Origin of the sequence: Anaeromusa acidaminophila DSM 3853 (assembly GCF_000374545.1) — a bacterium.
GTDB lineage: Bacteria > Bacillota > Negativicutes > Anaeromusales > Anaeromusaceae > Anaeromusa > Anaeromusa acidaminophila.
In genome coordinates this window covers 67,633-89,846 of record NZ_KB894584.1, presented here as the reverse complement: position 1 = coordinate 89,846, position 22,214 = coordinate 67,633, and the positions used below count along the sequence as shown (strand labels likewise).

General features: G+C 49.9%; 20 protein-coding genes. 3 read left to right on the top strand and 17 right to left on the bottom strand.

Translation table 11 applies throughout. The features are described from left to right. Positions 1-99 precede the first annotated feature (99 nt). A complete protein-coding gene (locus C508_RS0103165) occupies positions 100-2,079 on the top strand; it encodes a methyl-accepting chemotaxis protein (RefSeq protein WP_018702090.1) in 1,980 nt (659 codons plus the stop codon). Between the two features lie 62 nt (positions 2,080-2,141). Here the strand turns inward: C508_RS0103165 and C508_RS0103160 are convergent, their stop codons facing one another. The 4 genes from C508_RS0103160 to C508_RS0103145 all read right to left on the bottom strand — a co-directional run bounded on the left by C508_RS0103160 (position 2,142) and on the right by C508_RS0103145 (position 6,549). Beyond that, positions 2,142-3,008 carry a damage-control phosphatase ARMT1 family protein gene (locus tag C508_RS0103160; protein WP_018702089.1) on the bottom strand — a complete coding sequence of 289 codons (867 nt, stop codon included), beginning with the start codon at positions 3,006-3,008 and terminating at the stop codon, positions 2,142-2,144. 416 nt (positions 3,009-3,424) lie between these two features. Further along, entirely contained in the window at positions 3,425-3,796 is a 372-nt protein-coding gene (locus tag C508_RS0103155; RefSeq protein ID WP_018702088.1) for a DUF1667 domain-containing protein, read from the bottom strand. A gap of 1 nt (position 3,797) precedes the next feature. Further along, positions 3,798-5,078, bottom strand: coding sequence for an NAD(P)/FAD-dependent oxidoreductase (locus C508_RS0103150; RefSeq protein ID WP_018702087.1), 1,281 nt, complete (start codon positions 5,076-5,078; stop codon positions 3,798-3,800). Beyond that, on the bottom strand, positions 5,071-6,549 hold the full coding sequence (locus C508_RS0103145) for an NAD(P)/FAD-dependent oxidoreductase (protein ID WP_018702086.1): 1,479 nt from the start codon (positions 6,547-6,549) through the stop codon (positions 5,071-5,073). Before C508_RS0103145 ends, C508_RS0103150 begins: the two co-directional genes overlap by 8 nt. A 965-nt stretch (positions 6,550-7,514) precedes the next feature. Between C508_RS0103145 and C508_RS0103140 the strand changes: the two genes are divergently transcribed. Together C508_RS0103140 and glpK are read left to right on the top strand one after the other, a co-directional pair. Continuing rightward, positions 7,515-8,243 carry an MIP/aquaporin family protein gene (locus C508_RS0103140; protein ID WP_018702085.1) on the top strand — a complete coding sequence of 243 codons (729 nt, stop codon included), beginning with the start codon at positions 7,515-7,517 and terminating at the stop codon, positions 8,241-8,243. A gap of 102 nt (positions 8,244-8,345) precedes the next feature. Beyond that, positions 8,346-9,839, top strand: a complete 1,494-nt coding sequence (gene glpK, locus C508_RS0103135) for a glycerol kinase GlpK (protein ID WP_018702084.1) — start codon at positions 8,346-8,348, stop codon at positions 9,837-9,839. 259 nt (positions 9,840-10,098) lie between these two features. Here glpK and C508_RS0103130 read toward each other — a convergent pair whose 3' ends face one another. From C508_RS0103130 to C508_RS0103070, 13 genes are all read right to left on the bottom strand, one after another. Beyond that, positions 10,099-11,283 carry an MFS transporter gene (locus C508_RS0103130; protein ID WP_018702083.1) on the bottom strand — a complete coding sequence of 395 codons (1,185 nt, stop codon included), beginning with the start codon at positions 11,281-11,283 and terminating at the stop codon, positions 10,099-10,101. Between the two features lie 178 nt (positions 11,284-11,461). Next, positions 11,462-12,463 (bottom strand): GGGtGRT protein, encoded by a 1,002-nt coding sequence (locus C508_RS0103125; RefSeq protein ID WP_018702082.1) that lies wholly within the window; start codon positions 12,461-12,463, stop codon positions 11,462-11,464. Between the two features lie 14 nt (positions 12,464-12,477). Further along, positions 12,478-13,170 (bottom strand): iron-sulfur cluster assembly scaffold protein, encoded by a 693-nt coding sequence (locus tag C508_RS0103120; protein WP_018702081.1) that lies wholly within the window; start codon positions 13,168-13,170, stop codon positions 12,478-12,480. A gap of 76 nt (positions 13,171-13,246) precedes the next feature. After that, complete coding sequence (gene gcvH, locus C508_RS0103115) at positions 13,247-13,624, bottom strand: glycine cleavage system protein GcvH (protein WP_018702080.1); 378 nt, start codon at positions 13,622-13,624, stop codon at positions 13,247-13,249. A gap of 17 nt (positions 13,625-13,641) precedes the next feature. Beyond that, entirely contained in the window at positions 13,642-14,433 is a 792-nt protein-coding gene (locus C508_RS0103110; RefSeq protein ID WP_018702079.1) for a YybI family spore inner coat protein, read from the bottom strand. Between the two features lie 239 nt (positions 14,434-14,672). Then, the gene (locus tag C508_RS0103105; RefSeq protein ID WP_018702078.1) at positions 14,673-15,269 is read right to left on the bottom strand and encodes a TetR/AcrR family transcriptional regulator; all 597 of its coding nucleotides are present in this window, start codon (positions 15,267-15,269) and stop codon (positions 14,673-14,675) included. A 76-nt stretch (positions 15,270-15,345) separates the two neighbouring features. Further along, positions 15,346-16,185 carry a prephenate dehydratase gene (gene pheA / locus C508_RS0103100; RefSeq protein ID WP_018702077.1) on the bottom strand — a complete coding sequence of 280 codons (840 nt, stop codon included), beginning with the start codon at positions 16,183-16,185 and terminating at the stop codon, positions 15,346-15,348. 167 nt (positions 16,186-16,352) lie between these two features. Next, entirely contained in the window at positions 16,353-16,607 is a 255-nt protein-coding gene (locus C508_RS0103095) for an SHOCT domain-containing protein (RefSeq protein WP_018702076.1), read from the bottom strand. Positions 16,608-16,792: 185 nt separating this feature from the next. Next, positions 16,793-17,860: a sensor histidine kinase gene (locus C508_RS0103090; protein WP_018702075.1), complete on the bottom strand. Its 1,068-nt coding sequence runs from the start codon at positions 17,858-17,860 to the stop codon at positions 16,793-16,795. Beyond that, on the bottom strand, positions 17,857-18,531 hold the full coding sequence (locus C508_RS0103085; protein WP_018702074.1) for a response regulator transcription factor: 675 nt from the start codon (positions 18,529-18,531) through the stop codon (positions 17,857-17,859). Before C508_RS0103085 ends, C508_RS0103090 begins: the two co-directional genes overlap by 4 nt. 161 nt (positions 18,532-18,692) lie before the next feature. Then, positions 18,693-19,199, bottom strand: a complete 507-nt coding sequence (locus C508_RS0103080) for a DUF6803 family protein (protein WP_018702073.1) — start codon at positions 19,197-19,199, stop codon at positions 18,693-18,695. Positions 19,200-19,542: 343 nt separating this feature from the next. Continuing rightward, positions 19,543-20,262, bottom strand: a complete 720-nt coding sequence (locus C508_RS0103075; protein WP_018702072.1) for a LytR/AlgR family response regulator transcription factor — start codon at positions 20,260-20,262, stop codon at positions 19,543-19,545. After that, positions 20,252-21,943 carry a LytS/YhcK type 5TM receptor domain-containing protein gene (locus tag C508_RS0103070; RefSeq protein ID WP_018702071.1) on the bottom strand — a complete coding sequence of 564 codons (1,692 nt, stop codon included), beginning with the start codon at positions 21,941-21,943 and terminating at the stop codon, positions 20,252-20,254. Before C508_RS0103070 ends, C508_RS0103075 begins: the two co-directional genes overlap by 11 nt. Positions 21,944-22,214: the final 271 nt, after the last annotated feature.

Genomic DNA, 22,214 nt, shown 5'->3' with positions numbered 1-22,214 from the left:
TAGTATATTATCTCTCTTTAGCAGGAAACAAAAAACGAATTGGCGAACTCTTCCAACACTGGCGATAGTGTTTTACATTGAAGAAAGAGAGGTGCTCTTATGAATCTAAAAAGCAAGTTAACTTTAATTTTTTCCGTCGTTTCCGCGCTAATCCTTTTAGTTTCTTCCACCGCAGGCTATTTATTTACCAAAGAGCAAGTTGTCTCAGGCATTCAAGCAGAAATGGCCGCCAGCATTAACGCCCATGTCAACAAACTCGACGGTTGGCTTATCAGTAAATCTAAAATGTTGGAAATAACGGTAGGCACGCTGCGAAGTTCCTCTGGCGACGCCGAGTTGACCGTACCGATGCTGGCAGGGTTCAAAAGCGTTGACAAGGAAATTTCCGATGTTTATTTCGGTTCGTTAGACGGCAAAATGATCGACGGCAGCGGCTGGAATCCGCCCGCGGGCTACGACCCTCGCTCCCGCAGCTGGTATAAAGCCGCCAAAGAAAAAGGCTCTCTTGTCTTCACCGAGCCGTACCTGGACTCTGTAACCAATCAAATGGCTGTCTCCATCGCGATGCCTTACAAAAGTCAATCCGGCCAAGAACGCGGCATTGTGGCCCAGGATATTTTATTGCAAACCCTTGTGGACAATGTCCAAGCCATTAAGTTCAAAGGCGAGGGCTATGCTTACCTGCTCGACCCCAAAGGGTTGGTTCTAGCTCACCCGGACAAGTCCTTTTTATCCAAAAATGTATTTGAAGACCCCACTTTAAAAACATTAGAAGGTACGTTTAAAGAAATTCTCAGCAAGGACCAAGGATTCACAACCTATACCCGCAACGGCGATTCCTTGCTTGTCATTTACCAGCGCGTTCCCTCTACAGGCTGGACAATGGCCATTACGGTCCCGGAAAAAACCGTTTTCAACCCCCTGCGTAATTTGCAATGGCTTCTGGCGGTAATCGCCATCGCGGCAACGTTAATTGTTATTGGCATTACCTTCACTGTTGTCAAGCGCATTGCCAAGCCCATTGAGCTTTTATCAACAGATGTAGGCAAAGTCGCCGCTGGAGATCTGACCATCCAAGCGCACGTAGAAGGAAAGGATGAAATCGCGTCTCTAGCGACAAGCTTCAACAAGATGGTGCACAATCTGCGCGATTTGATTTCGCATGTAAACTCGAACGCCGAGCATGTTGCAGCCTCCTCGGAAGAGCTTACCGCCAGCGCGAACGAATCGGCCCAAGCGTCCACCCAAGTGGCCGCCTCGGTAACGGAGATCGCCGCCGGTACGGATAAGCAACTTACGGCAGTCAAAGAAACATCCCAGATCGTCACAACCATGTCGGAGAACTTAAAACAAGTCAGCAACGGCGCCAATGACGCTGCGGAAAAATCGCTGCAAGTAGCAAGCAAAGCCAAAACAAGCGGCGCCTCCATCGACCAGGCCATCGCCCAAATCAGCTTGATCGAAAAAACCGTTAACGAATCCGCCGGCGTTATTTCTAGCCTCGGCGAACGGTCTAAAGAAATCGGTCAAATCATTGACACCATTTCCGGCATTGCCAGCCAAACAAATCTGTTGGCCTTAAACGCCGCCATTGAGGCCGCCCGCGCCGGCGAACAAGGACGAGGTTTTGCAGTCGTCGCCGAAGAAGTGCGCAAACTGGCCGAGCAGTCCCAGGACGCTGCGAAAAAAATCGCCACTTTGATCAGCGAAATTCAAGGAGATACGGAAAAAGCCGTTGTGGCCATGTCTAACGGCACGCAGGAAGTGAACAAAGGCACGGAAATTATCCATGTCGCCGGCCGCGCTTTCCGCGAAATTGAAACGCTGATTACCCAGGTATCTACGCAAATTGCTGATATTTCGGCTGCGATGAAGCAAACCGAAGCAGGCAGCCGGCAAATCGTCTCTTCCGTCCAAAGTATTGACGAATTGAGCAAAGTTGCCGCTGGCGAAGCCCAAAGCGTATCCGCCGCTTCGGAAGAACAATCCGCCACCATTGTGGAAATCGCCACCGCCAGCCAAGCGCTGGCCACACGCGCGGAAGAACTGCAAGAAGCCGTACAAAAATTCAAGGTATAAATTCACAAAAAATCCCGCCTGGCTATGTATAAGCCAGGCGGGATTTTTTGACTCTTCTTTGCTTAGCCTTGTTGGCAGACGATGGACATATTTTTCACGCCCGCCGCCCGAGCCACGGCTTCACATTTGGCCATGAACAAGAAGAAAAGATTTTTGTGCGCTGTTTCGCTCAAGCTTTCATAGTTTCCCTGACCTTTAGCGATAATGACATCGGCTTCTTTAAATACCTGCTGAAAATCGGGGCTGGTCCGATGCAGCACCGTCCCCAGCGAGCCATCTCCATTACTGATTACCCTGGCTACCTCGCTCATGCCCACCTGCATGGCGTCTTCAAACGTCACATCATTAACAATCGGCTCCCCGCGCACGCCAAAATACATGGTCAACTGCGGAAACTCCCGCCGCAATTCTTCTAAAAACAGCTTATCAATGACAATTTCCCCGCAGTTGTCTCCTAAATACAAGAGCGATTGCGCCCCTGCCAAGGCTTGTTTTAGCTTGGAACTTTCATCCACCGCCAACTCCTGTTCTCTGGCGCAATGCAGTTTTTCCAGCACCATTTCCCGATCAAAGGAATGACTAGCGGCAAAATCAATCAGATTCGCCGTAATCGCCAGCTTCAACGCTGCATCAAAGGAGTCGTCAGCTTCCTGAATCATAGAACGCACCGCAGGCGACAGCCCCAAAAGCTCCTCATTATAGCTGCTGCGAATCTCCCGATACGGATCAGCGTCCTTTAAATGCTTCGTAATAATCTCCCAAGTACCCTGAATGACTTCCGGATTGGAGCGGGCGTAATCAGTTTCCTTTAAATAGCCCATAACTTCGCGCATGATAAGCTCTGTTGTTTTCTCATCGGCTCCAGCCACGGAAGATACGGTTAATACCTGCTTCAGATTGCAAAGCAGGCAATTCAAATTGAGCTGCATAAAACACTTCCTAACATTGAAAAATTGAACAAGAGTCGCGGGAGAATCGGCGACGGCGCTGGATGCGCCATGGACGGCGAAGCATCCGATCTCCACCAGTGAGGGTTACGGGGTACGATGTTTTTTAACAAGAGTAAAAGGAGTAGAGGGAGGGTTACGATTAGACTGCCTCGTCCGCGCCCGACGTCTGCGGCAAAACTTTTGCAAGCAAAGCGGTCCGCAGGGCCTGCAAAGGTAGTTGAGAGGAATAGAAATCCGGCTGTCTGAGCGCAGCGAGTTCCGGATTTCCCTTTCAACTACCTGCGCAGGAGCTGAGCGAGCTTTTGTTTTGACGCTGGCGCCGGGCAAGGACGCGATGTGACCATGTTTCTCTTATTCAAAAACCGCCCCGGAATAATCCGAGGCGGTTTTTATCTTTAGATGGCTTCCATGTCGCGCGTAGCGACAATATCAACACCAAGACCCAAAATATCGGCCATCACGATCTGGCCTTCCTTGACCGGCGCCTGCAGCTTGACGCTGCGCAGACAAGCTGCGCAGTCCATAACTTTTTCCTTCGGCAAGCTGGCCTTAGACATGACCGGCAGCAGCGCCAACGCGCCGCCTTCCACGCGCACGGTGGTGGTCAGCATACGCTTGGGAGCGGTCAGCTCTTCTTGCGCGTAGGCTTTGCCACGCGGGCAGGTGAAGCCTTCCAAATTTGTTATTTTACCGTCTTCCAACGTCACCGTACCACTGCAGCTCATAGGGCAAACAATGCAGTTCAATGCTCGTTTGGTTTCACTCATCTTAGTTTCCCTCCCGTTTGACAAGTACCGTCATCTCACCGCGTACTTGGGCTACTTTTTCCGCAGGCAAATCAATGACGATCATTTCCCCCGGCTTGGCTACGGCCTGACGGCGGCTGAGGATGGTCGTACCGCCGGACTGGACTTCAATGGAAATTTTCAGTTCCGGCTTGGCCACGCGCAGGAAAAGGCGCGCTTGCTCGCCGCCTTCGGGGACAGTAAGACGCTGCGGCACAACCGTGCGAATGCCGTCGCCAGGCTGCACCTGCACGCTGCGTTCTTCACCAGTCAATGCGCCTTGAGCGTAGCGAGCGGCAAATTTGCCGGCAATTTCCGCTTCTTCCGACACAAAGTCCACCAAGTCATGCACATGAACGACATTGCCGGCGGCAAATACGCCCGGCACCAAGGTTTGACGGCGCTGGTCCACCAAGGGGCCGCTCGTCAGCGGATGCAGCGGCACATCAAGACCGCGTGATAGTTCATTTTCAGGAATCAAGCCAACCGACAGCAGCAAGGTATCGCATTCAATAAAGAATTCCGTACCAGCCACAGGCTGCATGTGCGCATCCACTTTCGCGCAGGTTACGCCAGTCACGCGGCCTTCGCCATGGACCTTAACAATAGTATGCGCCAAGTGCAGAGGAATATCGAAATCTTCCAGACATTGCACAATATTACGAGTCAAACCGTTGGAATAAGGGCAGATTTCCAGCACGGCTTCTACTTTTGCGCCTTCCAAGGTCATGCGGCGGGCCATGATCAAGCCGATGTCGCCGGAGCCCAAAATGACGACTTTTTTACCAGGCAAGTAACCTTCCATATTCACCATGCGCTGCGCTGCGCCAGCTGTAAAGACGCCGGCCGGGCGCTCGCCGGGAATGCGGATAGCTCCGCGAGTACGCTCCCGACAGCCCATGGTCAAAATAACGGATTTGCCTTTCACTTGAATCATGCCTGCTTTGGGATTGACAGCCACTACGGTTTTATCAGGCAGCACTTCCAATACCATCGTATCGGTCATCACTTCTACGCCCGGCAGATCCTTAATGGCTGCAATGCAGCGATGCGCATAGCCAGGGCCTGTCAATTCCTCTTTAAAATGGTGCAAGCCAAAGCCGTTATGAATGCACTGCTGCAAAATACCGCCCAGCTCGCGGTCACGTTCAATCACAAGAATACTCTGCGCGCCTTCTTTGTGAGCGCTGTGCGCCGCCGACAGACCCGCAGGGCCGCCGCCAATAACAATGACGTCATACGTCGGAAAACATACTTCATTCATGGTTGTCCACCTCGCAAATTCCGGAGAGTTTGTCGTAGAACATATACGAATCGGCGCGTTCCTTGCGCACCTCGGTCACCGGAATATCCAGCTCCCTGGCGAGGATGGCCGTAACCCGCGGTCCGCAGAAGCCGCCTTGGCAGCGTCCCATGCCAGCGCGTGTGCGGCGTTTAACGCCGTCCACAGTCCGTGCGCCGCAAGGCGCTTTGATGGCAGCTACAATTTCCGCTTCTGTAATGACTTCACAGCGGCAAATCACGCGGCCATACAGAGCGTCTTTGCCAATCAGCTCCGCCTGCTTGTCCCGAGGCAGTTTGTGGAAAACCACTTTTTTAGGCAGACGCGCTTTGAAATTGGCTTTCGGGTTGAGTTGCTCGCCGTTTTGGCGCAGCATTTCCACCAGCTCTTCCGCCACAGCCGGAGCGGCTGTTAAACCAGGAGACTGCATGCCAGCAGCATGAACCAAACCAATAACCGACTCCGAAGGCCCTAAAATAAAGTCTCCCGTGCTGGAAACAGCGCGCAAACCGGAGAACTGCGTAATGGACGCATGCATCGGCATAGCCGGCATCAGCTTCTTCGCCGAAGAAATAATTTCATTCAACCCAGCCAGCGTTGTAGCCTTGTCTTCCTTGTCTTCCTGCCCTTGAGCGTTAGGGCCGATGAAAGTATTGCCATGGGTAGTAGTGCAAACCAAAATACCCTTGGAAATTTTGCTAGGCGTCGGGAATACTACGCCATTGACCAAATCTTTTTTTACTGATTTGTCAAAGAAAATATATTCTCCTTTACGAGGGGTAATGGTGAAGCTGTCATCGCCAGCCATGCGGCTGACTGCGTCCGCATAGAGACCGGCGGCATTAATAACCAAGCGGGTTTCGATACGTCCTTTGGAAGTCAGCACCGCCTTAACGGCGCCATTTTCCGTTTCAATACCTTCCACCGCGCATTCGGTAAGAACCTTGGCGCCGTTTTGCTCTGCACATTGCGCAAAAGCAAGGGCTGCGCCAAAGGGCCAGCAAACACCGGCCGTAGGAGCCCAAAGAGCCCCTTCCACGGTAGGGTTGAGGTTAGGCTCACGCTCAAGGACTTCATCGCGGCTGAGCATCATTAAGCCAGGCACGCCGTTTTCCTTACCCCGTACTACCAGGTTTTTCACGGTTTCCATTTCTTCTTCATTGGTAGCTACAACAAGAGAACCGGTCCATTTAATATCTAAGCCCAGTTCGTCTTCCAGCTCATGATACAGCTGATTGCCTCGCACATTGGTACGAGCCTTCAACGAGCCATGGGGCGCGTCAAAACCGGCATGAAGAATCGCACTGTTCGCCTTGGTTGTACCTGTAGCTAAATCAGGCTCCTTCTCTACCAGCACCAGGTCCAGCTCATATTTGGACAATTCCCGGGCAATGGCTGTACCGACAATGCCGCCGCCAATAACAACGACGTCGGTTTTAAAAATGGTCTCCATAGATTTGCCTTCACTTCCTTCTTTTTATTTCCTGCAAAGAAAAACCGGACGAAAAAAAGAGAATAGCCATGAATACGCCACCAGCTTTACAGCTGCCGACCTATTCTGGACATTCTCTTATCTCTCTGTCCGCTATGAAATTGGATGATCTTCGCCAACCGCGAAGAGTTTGAGAAAAAAATAACTATATATTCTTTTCTCACTTTTTATATTTTATATGTTTTATTTAAGCTCTGCAAGTACTGACTCTCAGAAAGACTGTCAGAATTATTCCGGTTCCTGTTTATTACTTCTATACAGCATCATTTACTACAATCTCACAAAACGTCCCTTCAAAAAGGACATAGCAAGTTTTTCTTAATACAGGGTATATAATTTATATGCACATTTGACAAATTTTTCTTTTTACATTTTCCTTGTACATTTTGTTTATTTTTGTCCATTTTAAAAATAAAACAGCAAATATTGTAAAAATTTATCTATTTATATTTCTTCTGGTAGACATAATACTATTTTCAAATCGTTCGTCTTGGTTTACAATATGAACTGTGGAAATTTTCGTATTATTCACTCTCGCTACATAGTCAGAAAAAGGACGACAATGCCTGTTGCCTTTTGTCAGAAAATATAGTAGCATATAAATGGGCGTTAGGAGATCTGCTATGCAAGCTTATATCCTCACCCGCGGCAATTTACATACGGGACTAGAGATAAGGAGAAAAGTCCGCATTAGAACTCGTTTAACGATGAGTTCTCTGTTGACCTTTCTCTCTTTTTGTTTTTCTTTCTGATTACATAAGAATTAAGAAATTTGTTCCTTCTCTTTACTTAATACTAGCGCGCGCATACCTGAAATAGATTCCCGGACTTTTCTGTTTTGGCGTCTCTCTTAGTTCTCTGCAGAGTATCCAAGTATCCCTAGTTTTATCCAAATTTATTTTCTACTAGAGAAAGGAGAAAAAAGTATGGACAACTTGTTGGGTGAATTTCTAGGTACCATGGTTTTATGCGCTTTTGGTTGCGGGGTTGTAGCAAGCACCTTGCTCACCGGCTCCAAAGGACAAAACGGCGGCTGGATCGTTATCACCGCTGGCTGGGGTTTTGCTGTTGTAATGGGGGTTTATACCGCTATTACCTGCGGTGCGCCGCAGGCCGACCTCAATCCTTCTGTAACATTGGCTAAGTATTTCATGGGCATCTACAAAACCTTCGGTCATGCTGCGGCTACTATGTTGGCTGAGCTTGCCGGCGGCTTTGTCGGCGGCGTTATTTGCTGGCTGGCATATCTCGGACACTGGGAAAAAACAGAGGACCAAGGCTTCAAGCTTGGTATCTTCTGCACCGGTCCTGCAATCCGGAATACTACTAATAACTTCATCTGCGAAGTTATCGCTACGTTCTTCCTGATTTTCGGCATCTTCTGCATCTTCGGTAAAGGCGTTGGCGGCATGGCTCCTGGCATGGGACCTTATGTTGTCGGTATCCTGATCTGGGCTTTGGGCATGAGCTTTGGCGGTCCTACCGGTTACGCCATGAACCTGGCTCGTGACCTCGGACCTCGTTTGGCTCACGCCGTTCTGCCGATCGCTGGTAAAGGCGGCTCCGACTGGGGTTATGCCTGGATTCCCTGCGTAGCTCCGCTCGTAGGCGCATCCATCGCCTATGTCTTCGGTCACGCAATTGGCATCATGTAATTTGCTCTCCTGTTTCTTCGCGTGTTCTAAGGAGGCCGGTTTTAACCAGCCGGTCTCCTTCCATTTTAGGATTAATAACGTGTAAAAAGGAGTGTTGTCCGCATGTCGAAGTACATCCTGTCTCTTGACCAAGGTACAACCAGTTCCCGTGCTATTTTGTTTGACCATGAGTCCAACATTATCGCTGTCGCCCAAAAGGAATTCCGTCAAATTTTCCCTAAACCGGCTTGGGTTGAGCACAACGCAGACGAAATCTGGGCTACCCAGATCGGCGTTGTCGCTGAAGTTATCGCCACTGCCGGCATCAACGCTTCGGACGTTGCCGCTATCGGCATTACCAACCAACGTGAAACCACGGTGGTTTGGGACAAGCACACCGGCAAACCCGTCTATAACGCCATTGTTTGGCAAAGCCGTCAAAGTATTGATATCTGCAACGATATCAAAGCGAAAGGCCTGGAGCCTTTATTCCGCAAAAAAACCGGCTTAGTTATGGATGCCTACTTCTCCGGCACCAAAGTAAAATGGATTTTGGACCATGTAGAAGGCGCCCGTGAACGTGCAGAAAAGGGCGATTTGCTGTTCGGAACGATCGACACCTGGCTGACTTGGAAACTGACCGGCGGCAAAGTACATGTCACCGACTATTCCAACGCTTCCCGTACTCTGATGTACAACATCCGCGAGCTGAAATGGGACGAAGAGCTCTTGGAAATCCTCACCGTTCCTAAATGCATGCTGCCGGAAGTACGTCCTTCCAGTGAAAAATACGGCATGACCGACGCTCAGATTTTCTTCGGCGCCGAAGTACCTGTCGCTGGTATCGCCGGCGACCAACAGGCTGCTCTTTTCGGTCAGACCTGCTTCAAACCAGGCACTGCCAAAAATACTTATGGCACCGGCTGCTTCATGCTTATGAACACCGGCGAAAAACTCTACAACTCCAATAACGGTCTGTTGACCACCATCGCTTGGGGCCTCGACGGCAAAGTGGAATACGCCTTGGAAGGCAGTATCTTCATCGCCGGCGCCGCTATCCAGTGGTTGCGCGACAGCCTGAAGATGATCGAATCTGCTTCAGATTCCGAATTCTTCGCCAGCAAAGTTGACGATGCTGAAGGCGTCTACGTCGTACCGGCCTTCGCCGGCTTGGGCGCTCCTTATTGGGATATGAAAGCCCGCGGCGCTATCTTCGGCCTGACCCGTGGTTCAACAAAGAGCCATCTCATCCGCGCTACTTTGGACTCCCTGTGCTATCAGACCCGGGACGTTCTGAGCGCTATGGAAAGCGATTCCGGCATCAAACTGCAGGCTCTGAAGGTAGACGGCGGCGCCGTTGCCAACAACCTGTTGATGCAGTTCCAAGCTGATATTCTGGATGTGCCTGTTGACCGTCCAGAAATCACAGAAACCACCGCTCTGGGCGCTGCCTACCTGGCAGGTCTGGCTGTAGGCTATTGGGCAACCAAAGAAGATCTGGTTAGCAGCTGGAAACTCAATCAGCGCTTCCAACCGGATATGCCTGCTGAAAAACGCGAAGGTTATTACAAAGGCTGGCAGAAAGCGGTTCAGCGTTCCATGAACTGGGAAGACTAATCCCTTCTAAACAACCAAACGCCCCTCGGCTCAATCCACGGAGCCGAGGGGCGTTTTTGTTTGTTAAGTGTCAACGAACTATTAAAACCGAGGGTACGAAGATTGAACAAGAGAATCGGAGTCACGAGAGGGTACGCAAGAGAATTATGAAAAAATCATTTTAAAAACTCATCCCCCGTAACCCTCACTGGTGGAGACCGGATGCTTCGCCGTCCATGGCGCATCCGGCACTAGGCGCATCCAGCGCCGTCGCCGATTCTCATCGCGACTCCTGTTCAATACCGTTCCTTTTCTCCTCACCTCGCAGCGCTACCCAGAGAGCTACTGCGGCCAGCAAGCCCAAACAGCCGCCAAAGTAAAACGGAGCTGCTACACCAAAGAGCTCCCAAAGCAGCCCGGCCAAAATGGACGCAGGCAGCAGCGCAACACCCACTAAAAGCGCATGCAAGCCGTACACAGTGGCTTTTTGCCCTTCCACAGCCATATCCGCCAGCAGCGCCTTTTCTACGCCCTCTGTCAAGCCGATATACAGGCCGTACACGACGAAAAGCCCTATCACCGGCCAGGAGCTTTCCGCAACGGCAAAGCCAAGATATACCAAGCCATAGAGCAAGTAACCGCTTACCAACAGCCGCCGCCGACCCAAACGATCTGAAAGCGCCCCCGCAGGATACGCCAAAAGAAAATAGCTGATATTCATCAGCAAATAGAGCAAAATCACTTCCGCTGCGGAAAAACCCAGCGTCCCCGCCCGTACCAGTAAAAACTGATTGGAAGAGTTACCGAGATTAAATAAAAAGCTGATGACCAAAAAATACTTGAGCTGCGGCGCCAGGGAACCCCAGGAAAAAGCCAGCTCTTTCGCTTTTTGCGCTGCCGAACGGCCCTCTTCCTTCACCAGAAATAATAAGGCCGCGCCAAAAAAAGCCGGCGCCAACGCCACCAGAAATACGATCTGATAATCCCCGTTATAGCTGGTAAAAAGCCAATAGGCAAGACCAATGCCAAGGACGGCTCCTGCGGTATCCATAGCGCGATGCAGCCCAAAGGCCTTGCCTCTTGAATCAGCGCTGCTGGCATCAGCAATTAAGGCATCCCGAGGAGCCGTACGAATGCCCTTGCCAAAACGGTCGCTGACGCGGCCCCATAAGATGCCTGTCCACGTTGTCGCCACAATAAAAAATACTTTTGCCGCCGCTGACAAGCCATAGCCGAGAATGGCCAAAGGCTTGCGCCGGGCGAAGCGGTCTGCTACGCGCCCGGAAAACAATTTAAGCAAACTGGCCAGGCTCTCAGCGACCCCTTCAATAACACCTAAAATGGCAGGCGAAGCCCCTAGCACCGTGGTGACATAGAGCGGAATCAGCGGATAGAGCATTTCACTGGATACATCTGTAAACAGACTGACTAGACCCAAAATAATCACATTGCGATGCATCTTCATCACCTGCCCTTCGGCGGATGTCGGTTGTCATGGCGTTTATACTGAATCTCACAAAATCCCCCTGGCCCTGCGGGCCATCCCCCTTTGGCAAGGGGGACTTTACTTTGCCTCTCTTATTAAAGGGAGGTGCCGCCACGGCGGCGGAGGGATTCGACTCCTGTTAAAAAATCCGTAACCCCTACTTTCCCATAGCCTCTTCGACGGCTACGGCCACGGCCACGCTGGCGCCAACCATGGGGTTGTTGCCCATGCCGATGAGACCCATCATCTCCACATGCGCCGGCACCGAAGACGAACCCGCAAATTGCGCATCCGAATGCATGCGGCCCAAGGTATCGGTCATGCCGTACGAAGCCGGCCCGGCCGCCATATTATCCGGGTGCAGCGTTCGCCCGGTGCCGCCGCCGGAAGCCACGGAGAAATAGCGTTTTCCCTGCTCCAGACATTCCTTCTTGTACGTCCCGGCCACAGGATGCTGGAACCGGGTCGGATTGGTGGAATTGCCGGTAATGGAAATATCGACGCCCTCCAAATGCATAATCGCAACGCCTTCCATGACGTCATCCGCGCCATAGCAGCGCACTTTGGCCCGCTCGCTTTGCGAGTAGGCTTTTTCCCGGACGATGTTCACCTTGCCTGCCGCGTAATCAAAGGCGGTCTGCACATAGGTAAAACCGTTCACCCGAGAAATAATCAGCGCCGCATCCTTGCCCAAGCCGTTCAAAATAACGCGCAAAGGCTCTTGACGCACCTTATTGGCGGAACGGGCGATGCCGATAGCGCCTTCTGCGGCGGCGAATGACTCATGACCTGCCAGAAAGGCGAAGCACTTTGTTTCTTCCCGCAGCAGCATCGCTGCCAAACGGCCATGGCCCAGGCCAACCTTGCGGTTGTCCGCCACAGAACCGGGAATGCAAAAAGCCTGCAGACCTTCGCCGATAACTTCCGCCGCATCCGCCGCCTTGGCGCAGCCTTTTTGAATCGCGAGCGCCGCTCCCAAGGTATACGCCCAACAAGCATTGTCAAAACAAATAGGTTGGATACCTTTAACGATAGCTGCTATATCCAAACCCTTTTGCTGGCAGATATCCTGGGCCTGCTCTAACGACTGCAGCGATACCTGCTGTAAAAATTGCTGTAATTTTGCTTCTCGACGTTCATAGCCTTCAAATTTCACCATCATGTACACCTCCCTTATTCGTGCCGCGGATCAAGATAACGAGCCGCTTCGCTATACCGTCCGTATTGACCGGTCGCTTTTTTCACTGCTTCATTGGCATCTGTGCCTTTTTTAATCATTTCCATCATTTTTCCTAAATGCACAAATTGGTAGCCAATTACTTCCCCGTCTTCGTCAAGACCTAAGGAGGTCACATACCCTTCCGCCAGCTCTAAATAGCGCGGCCCCTTTGCCTGTGTGCCGTACATAGTGCCAATTTGGCTGCGCAAACCTTTACCCAAGTCTTCCAGACCTGCTCCCACAGGCAGGCCGTTTTCGGAAAACGCCGTCTGACTTCGTCCATAAACAATTTGCAAAAACAGCTCGCGCATGGCGGTATTAATAGCGTCGCAAACCAAGTCCGTATTAAGAGCCTCCAAAATGGTCTTGCCCGGCAGAATTTCAGCAGCCATCGCTGCTGAGTGAGTCATGCCGGAGCAGCCAATCGTCTCCACCAAAGCCTCTTCAATGATGCCGTTTTTTACGTTGAGAGTCAGCTTGCAGGCGCCCTGCTGCGGCGCACACCAGCCCACGCCGTGCGTCAGCCCGCAAACATCCTTGACTTCCTTGACCTTCGTCCAGGCGCCCTCCTGAGGAATAGGCGCAGCGCCGTGATTAGCCCCCCGGGCCACGCAGGTCATGCCTTGTACTTCTGCTGAATACTGCATTGAAACGCTCCTTTCTATAACCTAAATAATCATAGGTATATACCTATATAAAAAGACCGCTTATGCGGTCTTTTTTTCATCCCAGCTGCTTTTCATATTCCTGTGCTGTCAACAACGACGGCATGTCTTCGGTCATACTAATTTCAACCAGCCAAGCTTTGCCGTAAGGTTCTTGATTGACCAGCTCCGGCTCATCCTCTAAAGCCTCGTTCACAGCAATAATTTCCCCGGTTACCGGCGCATACACGTCAGAAACGGATTTGACCGATTCCACCACAAGCAAGCTATCGCCGGCGTTCACCTTGCGACCCAATTGGGGCAAATCCACAAAGACCACATCGCCTAATTCGGCTTGCGCATAATCGGTAATACCCACGACAACTGTTTTTTCGTCCTTGCTCCGCACCCACTGATGTTCCGGTGTATACGCCAGATCTTCGGGAAAATTCATCATCCTCCGCCTCCAGACTATTATTTATCTAGCTCTACCTTTTTCTTCTGGAACGATATTGGCTGATCGCTGTCAATCCGTTGCAAGACCCATTTTTTATTCTGGTATTTCCAAAGCGCCGTCATTTTAGCAATGCGGCTGCTGCTCTCTAAAAGTTCTTGTGTTGACAGCAGTTCCTGCGTGCCATCTCCATCCTGATCCACCGCTTGCAGGGCAATTAAAGGCAACGAATCCACCTGGATCTGTATTTTACTTTTCATCACGCCGTCTTTATTGTAGACCTGTTCTTTAACATAACGTTCTTTCCCGGCTTGTACATCCAGGTAAAATTGAGCCCCGCTGGACTGCTCTGTTAAAGCCCCTTGAAAATTGGGTATAAGGGTTCCCTTTATATCCAGCACAGGCTGATTTTCTGGAGTAAATAAGGGTTTAATCCCCTTCTCTCCCCAAGTAAATATTTGAAAATCACGCACCCCTTTATTCGCCCCGGTTGCCACAGAAACCAAAATCTCCAGCGGGCTCTCGCCGGTTACCTCTACGGTTTCCAAAATAACCTCATAGCCTGCAGTACCTACTTTGGTTTTGCTGATTTTTTGCGTAGCCCCATCTTTAATGCGCAGTTCCAAGTTCATGCGGAACTTACTATTTTCATAAACAGAAGAGCCTAAAACCGTAACCGTCTCATTTACGCCATCATGGTTTAAATCGACTTGGATCTCTTTCATAATTTCCGGCGTGCCCGGCGCCGCTGACGCCGACGCGCCGGTTAAAAGCAGAAAAGCCAACCCTAAAATGCCTATCTTAAGATTCATTGTAGTTCCTCCTGCTATCACTGTCTTTTCTCTATTATACCTATCTTAACGCTTAAATACGACCCTTAGTAAGGATAAATACAGTTATGCCACCGCTTATACCAAAGCTCCTAGGCTTAAAATCCCCTTTCGGGTATTTCGCGGTTCGATAGCAACGTCTCTCCAATTTATTATCCAACAGCAAAAAGCCGGCTTTACAAGGAACAATGTTCTTGCAAAACCGGCTTTCTTCTTATCTCTTACTGAGCCTTCAGGCCGTGCAAAAAGGCGCGTACAGAGTATTCTAAGACCGTATTGACGTCGCTGTCCAGAACCTGCTCTGCCGGGTTGTCGTTGATAAACATGCGCCACCAGAATTGCCCTACCGCGACAGTAGAAAAGCTATTGTACTGCAGCTCTGCATTATCCTTGGGCAGCTTTCCTTCTTTCTGCATTTGCTCGAAATAGGCAATCAAGTGTTTTTTCATTTCCACAGGAAACTGCCGGATCTTCGCCCGCAGCTCGGGAATATTATTATCTTCTTTCAAAAAGATATTCATCAGACGACGATTATGTTCCAGGTGTTTATAATGGGCCTTGCAGATATTCATTAAATCAATATCCGGATTGCCTGTCAATTGATCATGGAAGATTTCCTGAAACGGAAAGGAAACCGAAAAACGATCAAAAGCCTCCATCAACATATTTTTTTTGCTGGTAAATTTGCGAAACACCGTCATCTCGCTAACGCCAGCGCCTGCCGCCACTTCCTTGATGGTTACAGCCCGAAATCCTTTGGCGGAAATCAGATCCATCGCCACATACATAATCCGATCTTTCGTGTCCATTCCTCGCATATACCCTTATCCCCTTTCATTCCCTATTCATCACGGCCTGTCTCCGCGATAACACACCACTTTTTATGTAGATTCTTTATTGGGTTACCTCATAATGCACTGCATAGGAACCCAAATTCTTCATCCAAACACAACGCTGCCGCACCGCTTGAATAGCCTCGGCAATTTTCGGCTGCGCCGCATCTCCGTCGATATCCATTAAGAAAACATATTCTCCCATTTTGGTTCGCGCCGGACGCGACTCAATACGCGTTAAATTAACTTCTCTTTTAGCGAATTCCGCTAAAAGCTCATACAGCCTGCCTGGTTTTTCGCCGTCAATACGGCAAATCAAAGAAGTCTGCACTGATTCGCCTTTGCAAGAAACCGGTTTCTTCACCAAAAGCACAAAGCGCGTACAATTTCCTTCATCATCCTGAATACTTCGCTCCAGCAACTTCAAACCATATAATTCGCCTAAAAGCGAGCTGCCAATGGCCGCATCGCCGTCACCGGAAGCAACGCGCCGCGCTGCCTCTGCAGTGCTGACCACAGGAATTCTAGCCGCCTGCGGATACTTTCGTCCTAAAAAAGCCCTGCACTGCGCCAACGCCTGAGGATGCGACAAGATGCTGTTTGGTTTCTCACAATTCTGCGCTACCCAAAGATCATGACGAATTGGCCAGCGCACATCCTGCTGGATAAATAAATCCATTTCATGCACCAGCAAATCCAAGGTCACATTAACCGAGCCTTCCCAGGAGTTTTCAAAAGGAACGACACAGCAATCCGCTTCGCCTTGAGCCACAGCCCACATAGCATCTTCGATACTTGGAAATCCTTGTAACTGCCATTCGTCTTTTGCTAAAAATCGAGCTACTTCCTCACTATAGGTTCCTTCCGGTCCCAAATACGCCATGCATCGCTTCTGCGTCATCCTTCTGCCTTCCTTTCCTTGTTATGTTCATGTTAGAACATAGTATAGCTGATATTTTACAGTAACACAATATACGTTTTGTTAATAATTTGTTGTTCTCATGACATTGTCCACAATAAAAGAAGGTCCGCGCCGTATGGCGCGGACCCCTTATACACTTACAACGACTATACCTTTTCTAATTCTTCTTTTCGTTCACGGTACTCTTCCAAAGTGATTTCGCCTTTGGCCAAACGAAGCTTGAGCACTTCCAGCGCGTTAACCGGCGCTTCTTCATGCTTAGTAACCGAGCCGCCCTTCAGCGAGCGGAACAGCCACACTGCAAACAGTACCAGCACCGCCAGCACCAGCACATGCATCAGCATGCCAATGCCCATCCCTAAATATCCAAAAGGTCCTCCGCCAAATCCATGCATCCACATACGAAGCGCCTCCTTTCTTTTCTTCATCTTCAGTATAACGAAAGAATTTGAAGAAACGATGAAGAAATTGTGACATCTTTCGCACATACAAGAAGAAAAGAAAAAAGAGTACGAGGTGCAAACTTTAAACAAGAGTAGAAGGAGTAAAGGGAGGGTACGACAGAGGGTTAGTATTTTTTTAGAAGTTACTCTCTCCTTTTAAAACGAACTTCAAAGCAGCTGCCTTCACCTAAACGGCTTTGCACCGTCACTTTGCCACCCTGGGCTTCCACCAAGCGACGCACGATGGCCAGACCAATGCCGGAACCGCCGCTGCGGCGGTCTCTAGAAGCGTCCACCCGGTAAAAATGCTCGAAAATATACGGAAGATGCTCCGGCGCTATCCCCTCCCCTGTATCACTAACGGCTAAAAGCACATCCCTTTCTTCTTGCCGCACAGCCACCGTCACCCGCCCGCCAGGAGGCGTATGGCGCAACGCATTAGTAAGCAAATTATAAATAATTTGGTTCATGCGTTGACTGTCCAAAAGTAATGCCGGCACTTCTACCGCTTCCGCCTGCAAGACTACCTGCTTTTCCTCGGCTAGAGGCTGCAGCATGCCTGCCGCTCGGGCCGCAAGCACGTGAAGCTTCACCTCTTCTTTTACTAAAGGAAGCTGCCCGGTCTCCGCTAAAGATAGCTCCCGCAAGTCTTGAATCAAGCGGTTCAAATGCAGCGCCTCTTCCCGCAAAGAAGATAAGGTTTTTTCATCTGTTGGTACAATGCCGTCCAGCATGCCTTCCAAGTTTCCCTGAATGACTGCCAAAGGCGTACGCAGTTCATGAGCGACGTCAGCCAAAAAGCGCTGCCGCAATTGAACCGCTTCCTTCAAGGACAAGGACATATGGTTAAAAGTCTCCGCCAACTGTCCTATTTCATCTTTTTGCTCTACAGGCACCGTTTCTCCGTAACGGCCGTCAGCAATACCTTCCGCTGCCTTTCCTAAACGCCGCAACGGCTCGGTAATACCTTTCGCTAAAAAAAAGCTAAAACCTAAACCGAAAAATACCATGACCGCTCCCACCCAAAACAGCGAATCATGGATATTGTTGAGATAGGCTTCCTCCTGCCCGCCGCCATGCAAGCCCTGCATAGACAGGTACGTCTCAAAATGCAGCATCATTTGGTAGTTAGCTAAAAAAACCAGAATCACAACGGTTACGGTGATGGATAAAAAAACCAGCCCGGCAATCCGGTAACGAATACTGTTCATTCCGTTTCACTGCTCCATTTATAACCTACGCCATATACAGTTTGCACCAGCTGCTGCTCTTCCCCCAGCTTGCGCCGCAAATTTTTCACATGAGCGTCTACGGTCCGCTCGTAGCCTTCAAAAGCATAGCCCTGTACCTGCTCCACCAGCTGCAGTCTAGAAAAAACCCGCCCAGGTCTAGAAGCCAGCGTTTCCAGCAGTTTATACTCCGTCGGCGTCAGTTCCAGCTCTTTGCCATGCAGCAAGGCTCGATGCTGCTCCGTCAACATCACCAAAGGCCCTTGGCGCAGTTCATTTTCCGTCGGCATTTCCCGGCGGCTGCGCCGTAAAATCGCCTTGGCCCGGGCCACCACTTCCCGGGGACTGAACGGTTTTGTCACATAGTCATCCGCCCCCAGTTCCAGGCCAATTAAACGATCCGCTTCTTCATCCCGGGCCGTCAGCATTAAGATAGGCACATCACTGGTTTTGCGCAAACTCCGGCATACTTCCCAGCCATCGAGACCGGGCAGCATTAAATCCAATACAATGAGATCCGGCGCCTCTCGCAGAGCCAGCTCTAGGGCCTCCGGACCATTTGTCGCTTCCAAAACAGCAAAGCCGTTCTTTAAAAAATAAGCGCTTAACAGCTCTAGGAGCTTTTGGTCGTCGTCTACCAGCAATACCCGCAATGTCTTCGCTCTCCTTTCCAAAATAGCATATTTAACAAGAGTAGAAGGAGTAAATGGAGGGTTGGGCAGATGGTTTTGAAATTCGAAAAACAGAGAAAGCAAAGAGAGCCTTTATTTCTCTTCGTTTCCTCTGCCCTCTTAATTCTGCGTAAAATCAGTCTTTATTGTCCATGATGCTGTCCGTGCTGCATCATCCCGCCGTCCAGCTGCGGCTGCCAGCCCATAATGGTTGGGTCCACCATGCCGAAGACCATGGCCACATGAGTGATAATCAGAAACGCCGTCAGCAGTAGAAAATGGTACTTCATTTTTTCCCTTGCCGACGCTTGACCGCCCCAAACTCCCAGCTCCAATAAAGCGATGGCTACCAGCGGCACCCCGGCTAATAGATACGAACCTACGGCCAAAACATCAGCCGGTCCTCTCCAGGCTAAATTCGGCAGCACCTGCGTTCCCAACTGCGCCATAATCCCGAAAAAGTACACGCCCAGCACAATACCGGCTATTTTGTGCACCTGACGCAGCGTTCCTTCGTAACGCTGACTAAAGAGCAGCACAAACTCCATGGCCACCAAGGCTTCCGCCAAGGCCACCGGGATTACCATGTAAATAATTAGATTCCAAGGCTGGCTGGCCGCCAGCAGCTCCATATAATGGGTCATGCTCATTGTTACTTCCTCCTCAGTTCTTTTGTTGTTCCTTGCTTTAAGAATAACCAACAATTGTGAAGAACTGATGAAGAAAGTATGCGCAAATCATGAGGAAACCCTATATTTTGAACAAGAGAATCAGAGTGACCGGAGGATACAACGGAGGACTATCGCTTTTTTATAATTTTACGATTCACGGGGGAGCTGCTGGTTTAATGAGTTCATCGCCAGAACAAAAGATTTTTTAGCCTAGCAAGAAAGGGCGACTGCAGGAATAGCACCGCTATTTCAAGGTTGCCCTGACACAGCTAGGCGAAAAAAGAATTGTCCTGGCGTGTGTACGAACGAACCAGCAGCTCCCTTAGAACCCAAGCGTTTGTTTCAGCGCTTTCGCTTTATTACGGCTTACAGGAACTTCATGCCCGTTTTTCATGCGCAACATAAAAGAACTGTGAAACCAAGGAACGATTTCGCGGATCTCCGCCAAATTCACCAAATACTGGCGGTGCACCCGCATGAAAGACTGCTTCTCCAGCAATTCTTCCACCTCTTTCAGACTCAACGGACACAAGTGCTTATTTTCCGCAGTATGCACAAAAACGTCTTTCTCGTTAACCTGCACAAAAACAATGTCCTTAGGAGCCAAAGGCACAATATTACCTTTTTCCAACACGCAAATCCGGCACAATGCCGGCTGCGCTTCGCCGTTGCCCCGCAAAGCAAAGGAACGAATTTTACGCAAGACCTCGTCTAAACGATCTTCTTCGATCGGCTTGGTCAAATAACCAACAGCCGAAGTGGAAAAGGCCTCCAACGCATGCTCGGCAAAAGCCGTTACAAAAACGATCAGCGGCGGCTGCGACAATTGCTTGAGTTTTTGCGCCAGCTCTAAACCGCTAAGGCCTGGCATTTGAATGTCGAGAAACAAAATATCGATACTATGCTCCACTAAATATGCCAAAGCGTCGGGAGCACGAGAAAATTTAGCGGAGATTTCCATATCCACATACTGTTTTAACAAGTACTCAATTTCATCGCAAATGGGCGCTTCATCATCGACAATAACCACCTTATACCGCATGCTGTACCGACCCTTTCCAAGGAATGCGAAGCTCCACTTGCGTTCCCTGCCCTTCCTGGCTTTGCACCTGCAGGCTTGCCTCTTCACCATAAAAACTCAGAATACGGCCATTAACATTTTTCAAGCCAATGCCGTCACTGCGGAATTCTTTCAATTTCCGCAGCGTTTCTTCCTGCATGCCAATGCCATTATCGCAAACCCGGATAATCACCTGCTCGTTTTCATAAAAAGCCAGTATCTCTAATTCACACGCATCGGTCTTAGGAAAAAGTCCGTGCTGTACTGCGTTCTCCACCAAAGGCTGCACCGATAATACCGGCACCAATAGCGGCTTTACTTCTTCCGCCGCCTTTACTTTCACGCGCAAGCGGTTGCCAAAACGCCGTTTGGCAATCTCCAAGTAGGCATGAATTCCCTCTAGCTCATCACCCAAGGGGACCACATCCTGACGCTGCTGAAAGCTGCGTTTTAAGAGCGTAGATAAATGCGACAAAAGTTGTCGCGCCGTGTCCGGATCTGTACGACAAAAGGACATGATAATGGACAAGGTATTAAATAAAAAATGCGGATTAATCTGCGCCTGCAACGCTTTCAGTTCCGCCTTCTCACGCATCAAAACCTGCTGATCCATTTCCGCCAACTCCAATTGCACCGATAAAAGATGCGCTACGCCACTGGCAATGCGAATATCGAAGGGTGAAATTCCATCCTCATGCGACCGGAAAAGTTTAATTGTACCGATAGCCTTGCCATGCGCCATCAACGGCGCAATCACGCTGGACCGCAGTGGACACGACAGCTGCGGACACTCGCGAATACCTTCATTTTTATGCACAACCACCTGGCCGCTTTGCAAAGCCTCCCGAGTAGCCTGACCAGCAATCGGCTGTCCGGCGGTATGATGGTCCGCGCCGTCGCCGATAAAGGCAATGATCTTATCCTTATCGGTAACCGCCACCGCGTCCATATTCGTGATGTTGTGAATAATGCCGGCAATCATCCTCGCCGACTCTTCATTCAAGCCCTGGCGAGCGTAAGGCAGCGCTTGCGTAGCAATATCAAGAGCCTGTTCCGCCGCTTTAGCTCCGTAAAGAGACTGTTCTTCAAGAATGTTCTTCAAAATGACAATAAAAATAATGGTACCCACGACACTTACGATCGTCGTCGGCAAGGCAATGGCCTTTTCCATAGCAAGCGCTTTTTCATAAGGCTGCGCCAGCAGCATCACCAAGCTTTTTTGAATAAATTCTCCTGCTAATGCTACGGCAGCGCCCGTTTTCCAATCTAGCCGCGCAAAACCCACTTTACGCCGAACCAAGCCAGCCATTAAACCAACCACTAGGCTGGCAACCGCGCAAATTTCCGCCGTAAAGCCGCCGATGGAATAGCGGTGAATGGCGCTGGCGGCCCCTGTAGCCACCCCTACTAACGGCCCGCCCATAAAACCGCTCATAATCACCCCTACCATGCGGGTATTAGCCAGGGCGTCATGAACGGGAATTCCTGTATAAGTACCAATAGCCGATAAAATAGAAAAAGCCACGCTCAAGGTCAGCCAATGCTTTAAGCGATAGGGCTGTGTAGCGCACTGGATGATATAGCGATTGCGCCCCATCAAATACGCCGCTAACGCCACAAAAGACATGTTTAAACTTAATTGCAGCAGCAACTCGAGATCCATAATAATCTCCCTCTGTGTCATTTTCTTCAGTGTATCACGAATGAATCAATAACAGAAAGTACGAGAATATAGAATTTTTAACAGCAAGAAACGAACAAGAGAACCAGAGTTACCGGAGGGCACGAGAGAGGACTATAATTATAAATTAATTTTATACAGGCAGCTGCGACTATAATGAACGCTCCGCTAAAATTAGAAATTTTTTTGTCAGACGCGAAAGAAAACGCAGGCATAGCGGCGCTCTGCCGAGGCTTTCTGACAAAATCTGGCG

What these genes read in the sequence shown, in the direction of transcription:
- C508_RS0103165 (WP_018702090.1), top strand. Translation starts at nt 100, where the DNA reads ATGAATCTAAAAAGCAAGTTAACTTTAATTTTTTCCGTCGTTTCCGCG.
- C508_RS0103160 (WP_018702089.1), bottom strand. Translation starts at nt 3,008, where the DNA reads ATGCAGCTCAATTTGAATTGCCTGCTTTGCAATCTGAAGCAGGTATTA.
- C508_RS0103155 (WP_018702088.1), bottom strand. Translation starts at nt 3,796, where the DNA reads ATGAGTGAAACCAAACGAGCATTGAACTGCATTGTTTGCCCTATGAGC.
- C508_RS0103150 (WP_018702087.1), bottom strand. Translation starts at nt 5,078, where the DNA reads ATGAATGAAGTATGTTTTCCGACGTATGACGTCATTGTTATTGGCGGC.
- C508_RS0103145 (WP_018702086.1), bottom strand. Translation starts at nt 6,549, where the DNA reads ATGGAGACCATTTTTAAAACCGACGTCGTTGTTATTGGCGGCGGCATT.
- C508_RS0103140 (WP_018702085.1), top strand. Translation starts at nt 7,515, where the DNA reads ATGGACAACTTGTTGGGTGAATTTCTAGGTACCATGGTTTTATGCGCT.
- glpK (WP_018702084.1), top strand. Translation starts at nt 8,346, where the DNA reads ATGTCGAAGTACATCCTGTCTCTTGACCAAGGTACAACCAGTTCCCGT.
- C508_RS0103130 (WP_018702083.1), bottom strand. Translation starts at nt 11,283, where the DNA reads ATGAAGATGCATCGCAATGTGATTATTTTGGGTCTAGTCAGTCTGTTT.
- C508_RS0103125 (WP_018702082.1), bottom strand. Translation starts at nt 12,463, where the DNA reads ATGGTGAAATTTGAAGGCTATGAACGTCGAGAAGCAAAATTACAGCAA.
- C508_RS0103120 (WP_018702081.1), bottom strand. Translation starts at nt 13,170, where the DNA reads ATGCAGTATTCAGCAGAAGTACAAGGCATGACCTGCGTGGCCCGGGGG.
- gcvH (WP_018702080.1), bottom strand. Translation starts at nt 13,624, where the DNA reads ATGATGAATTTTCCCGAAGATCTGGCGTATACACCGGAACATCAGTGG.
- C508_RS0103110 (WP_018702079.1), bottom strand. Translation starts at nt 14,433, where the DNA reads ATGAATCTTAAGATAGGCATTTTAGGGTTGGCTTTTCTGCTTTTAACC.
- C508_RS0103105 (WP_018702078.1), bottom strand. Translation starts at nt 15,269, where the DNA reads ATGCGAGGAATGGACACGAAAGATCGGATTATGTATGTGGCGATGGAT.
- pheA (WP_018702077.1), bottom strand. Translation starts at nt 16,185, where the DNA reads ATGACGCAGAAGCGATGCATGGCGTATTTGGGACCGGAAGGAACCTAT.
- C508_RS0103095 (WP_018702076.1), bottom strand. Translation starts at nt 16,607, where the DNA reads ATGTGGATGCATGGATTTGGCGGAGGACCTTTTGGATATTTAGGGATG.
- C508_RS0103090 (WP_018702075.1), bottom strand. Translation starts at nt 17,860, where the DNA reads ATGAACAGTATTCGTTACCGGATTGCCGGGCTGGTTTTTTTATCCATC.
- C508_RS0103080 (WP_018702073.1), bottom strand. Translation starts at nt 19,199, where the DNA reads ATGAGCATGACCCATTATATGGAGCTGCTGGCGGCCAGCCAGCCTTGG.
- C508_RS0103075 (WP_018702072.1), bottom strand. Translation starts at nt 20,262, where the DNA reads ATGCGGTATAAGGTGGTTATTGTCGATGATGAAGCGCCCATTTGCGAT.
- C508_RS0103070 (WP_018702071.1), bottom strand. Translation starts at nt 21,943, where the DNA reads ATGGATCTCGAGTTGCTGCTGCAATTAAGTTTAAACATGTCTTTTGTG.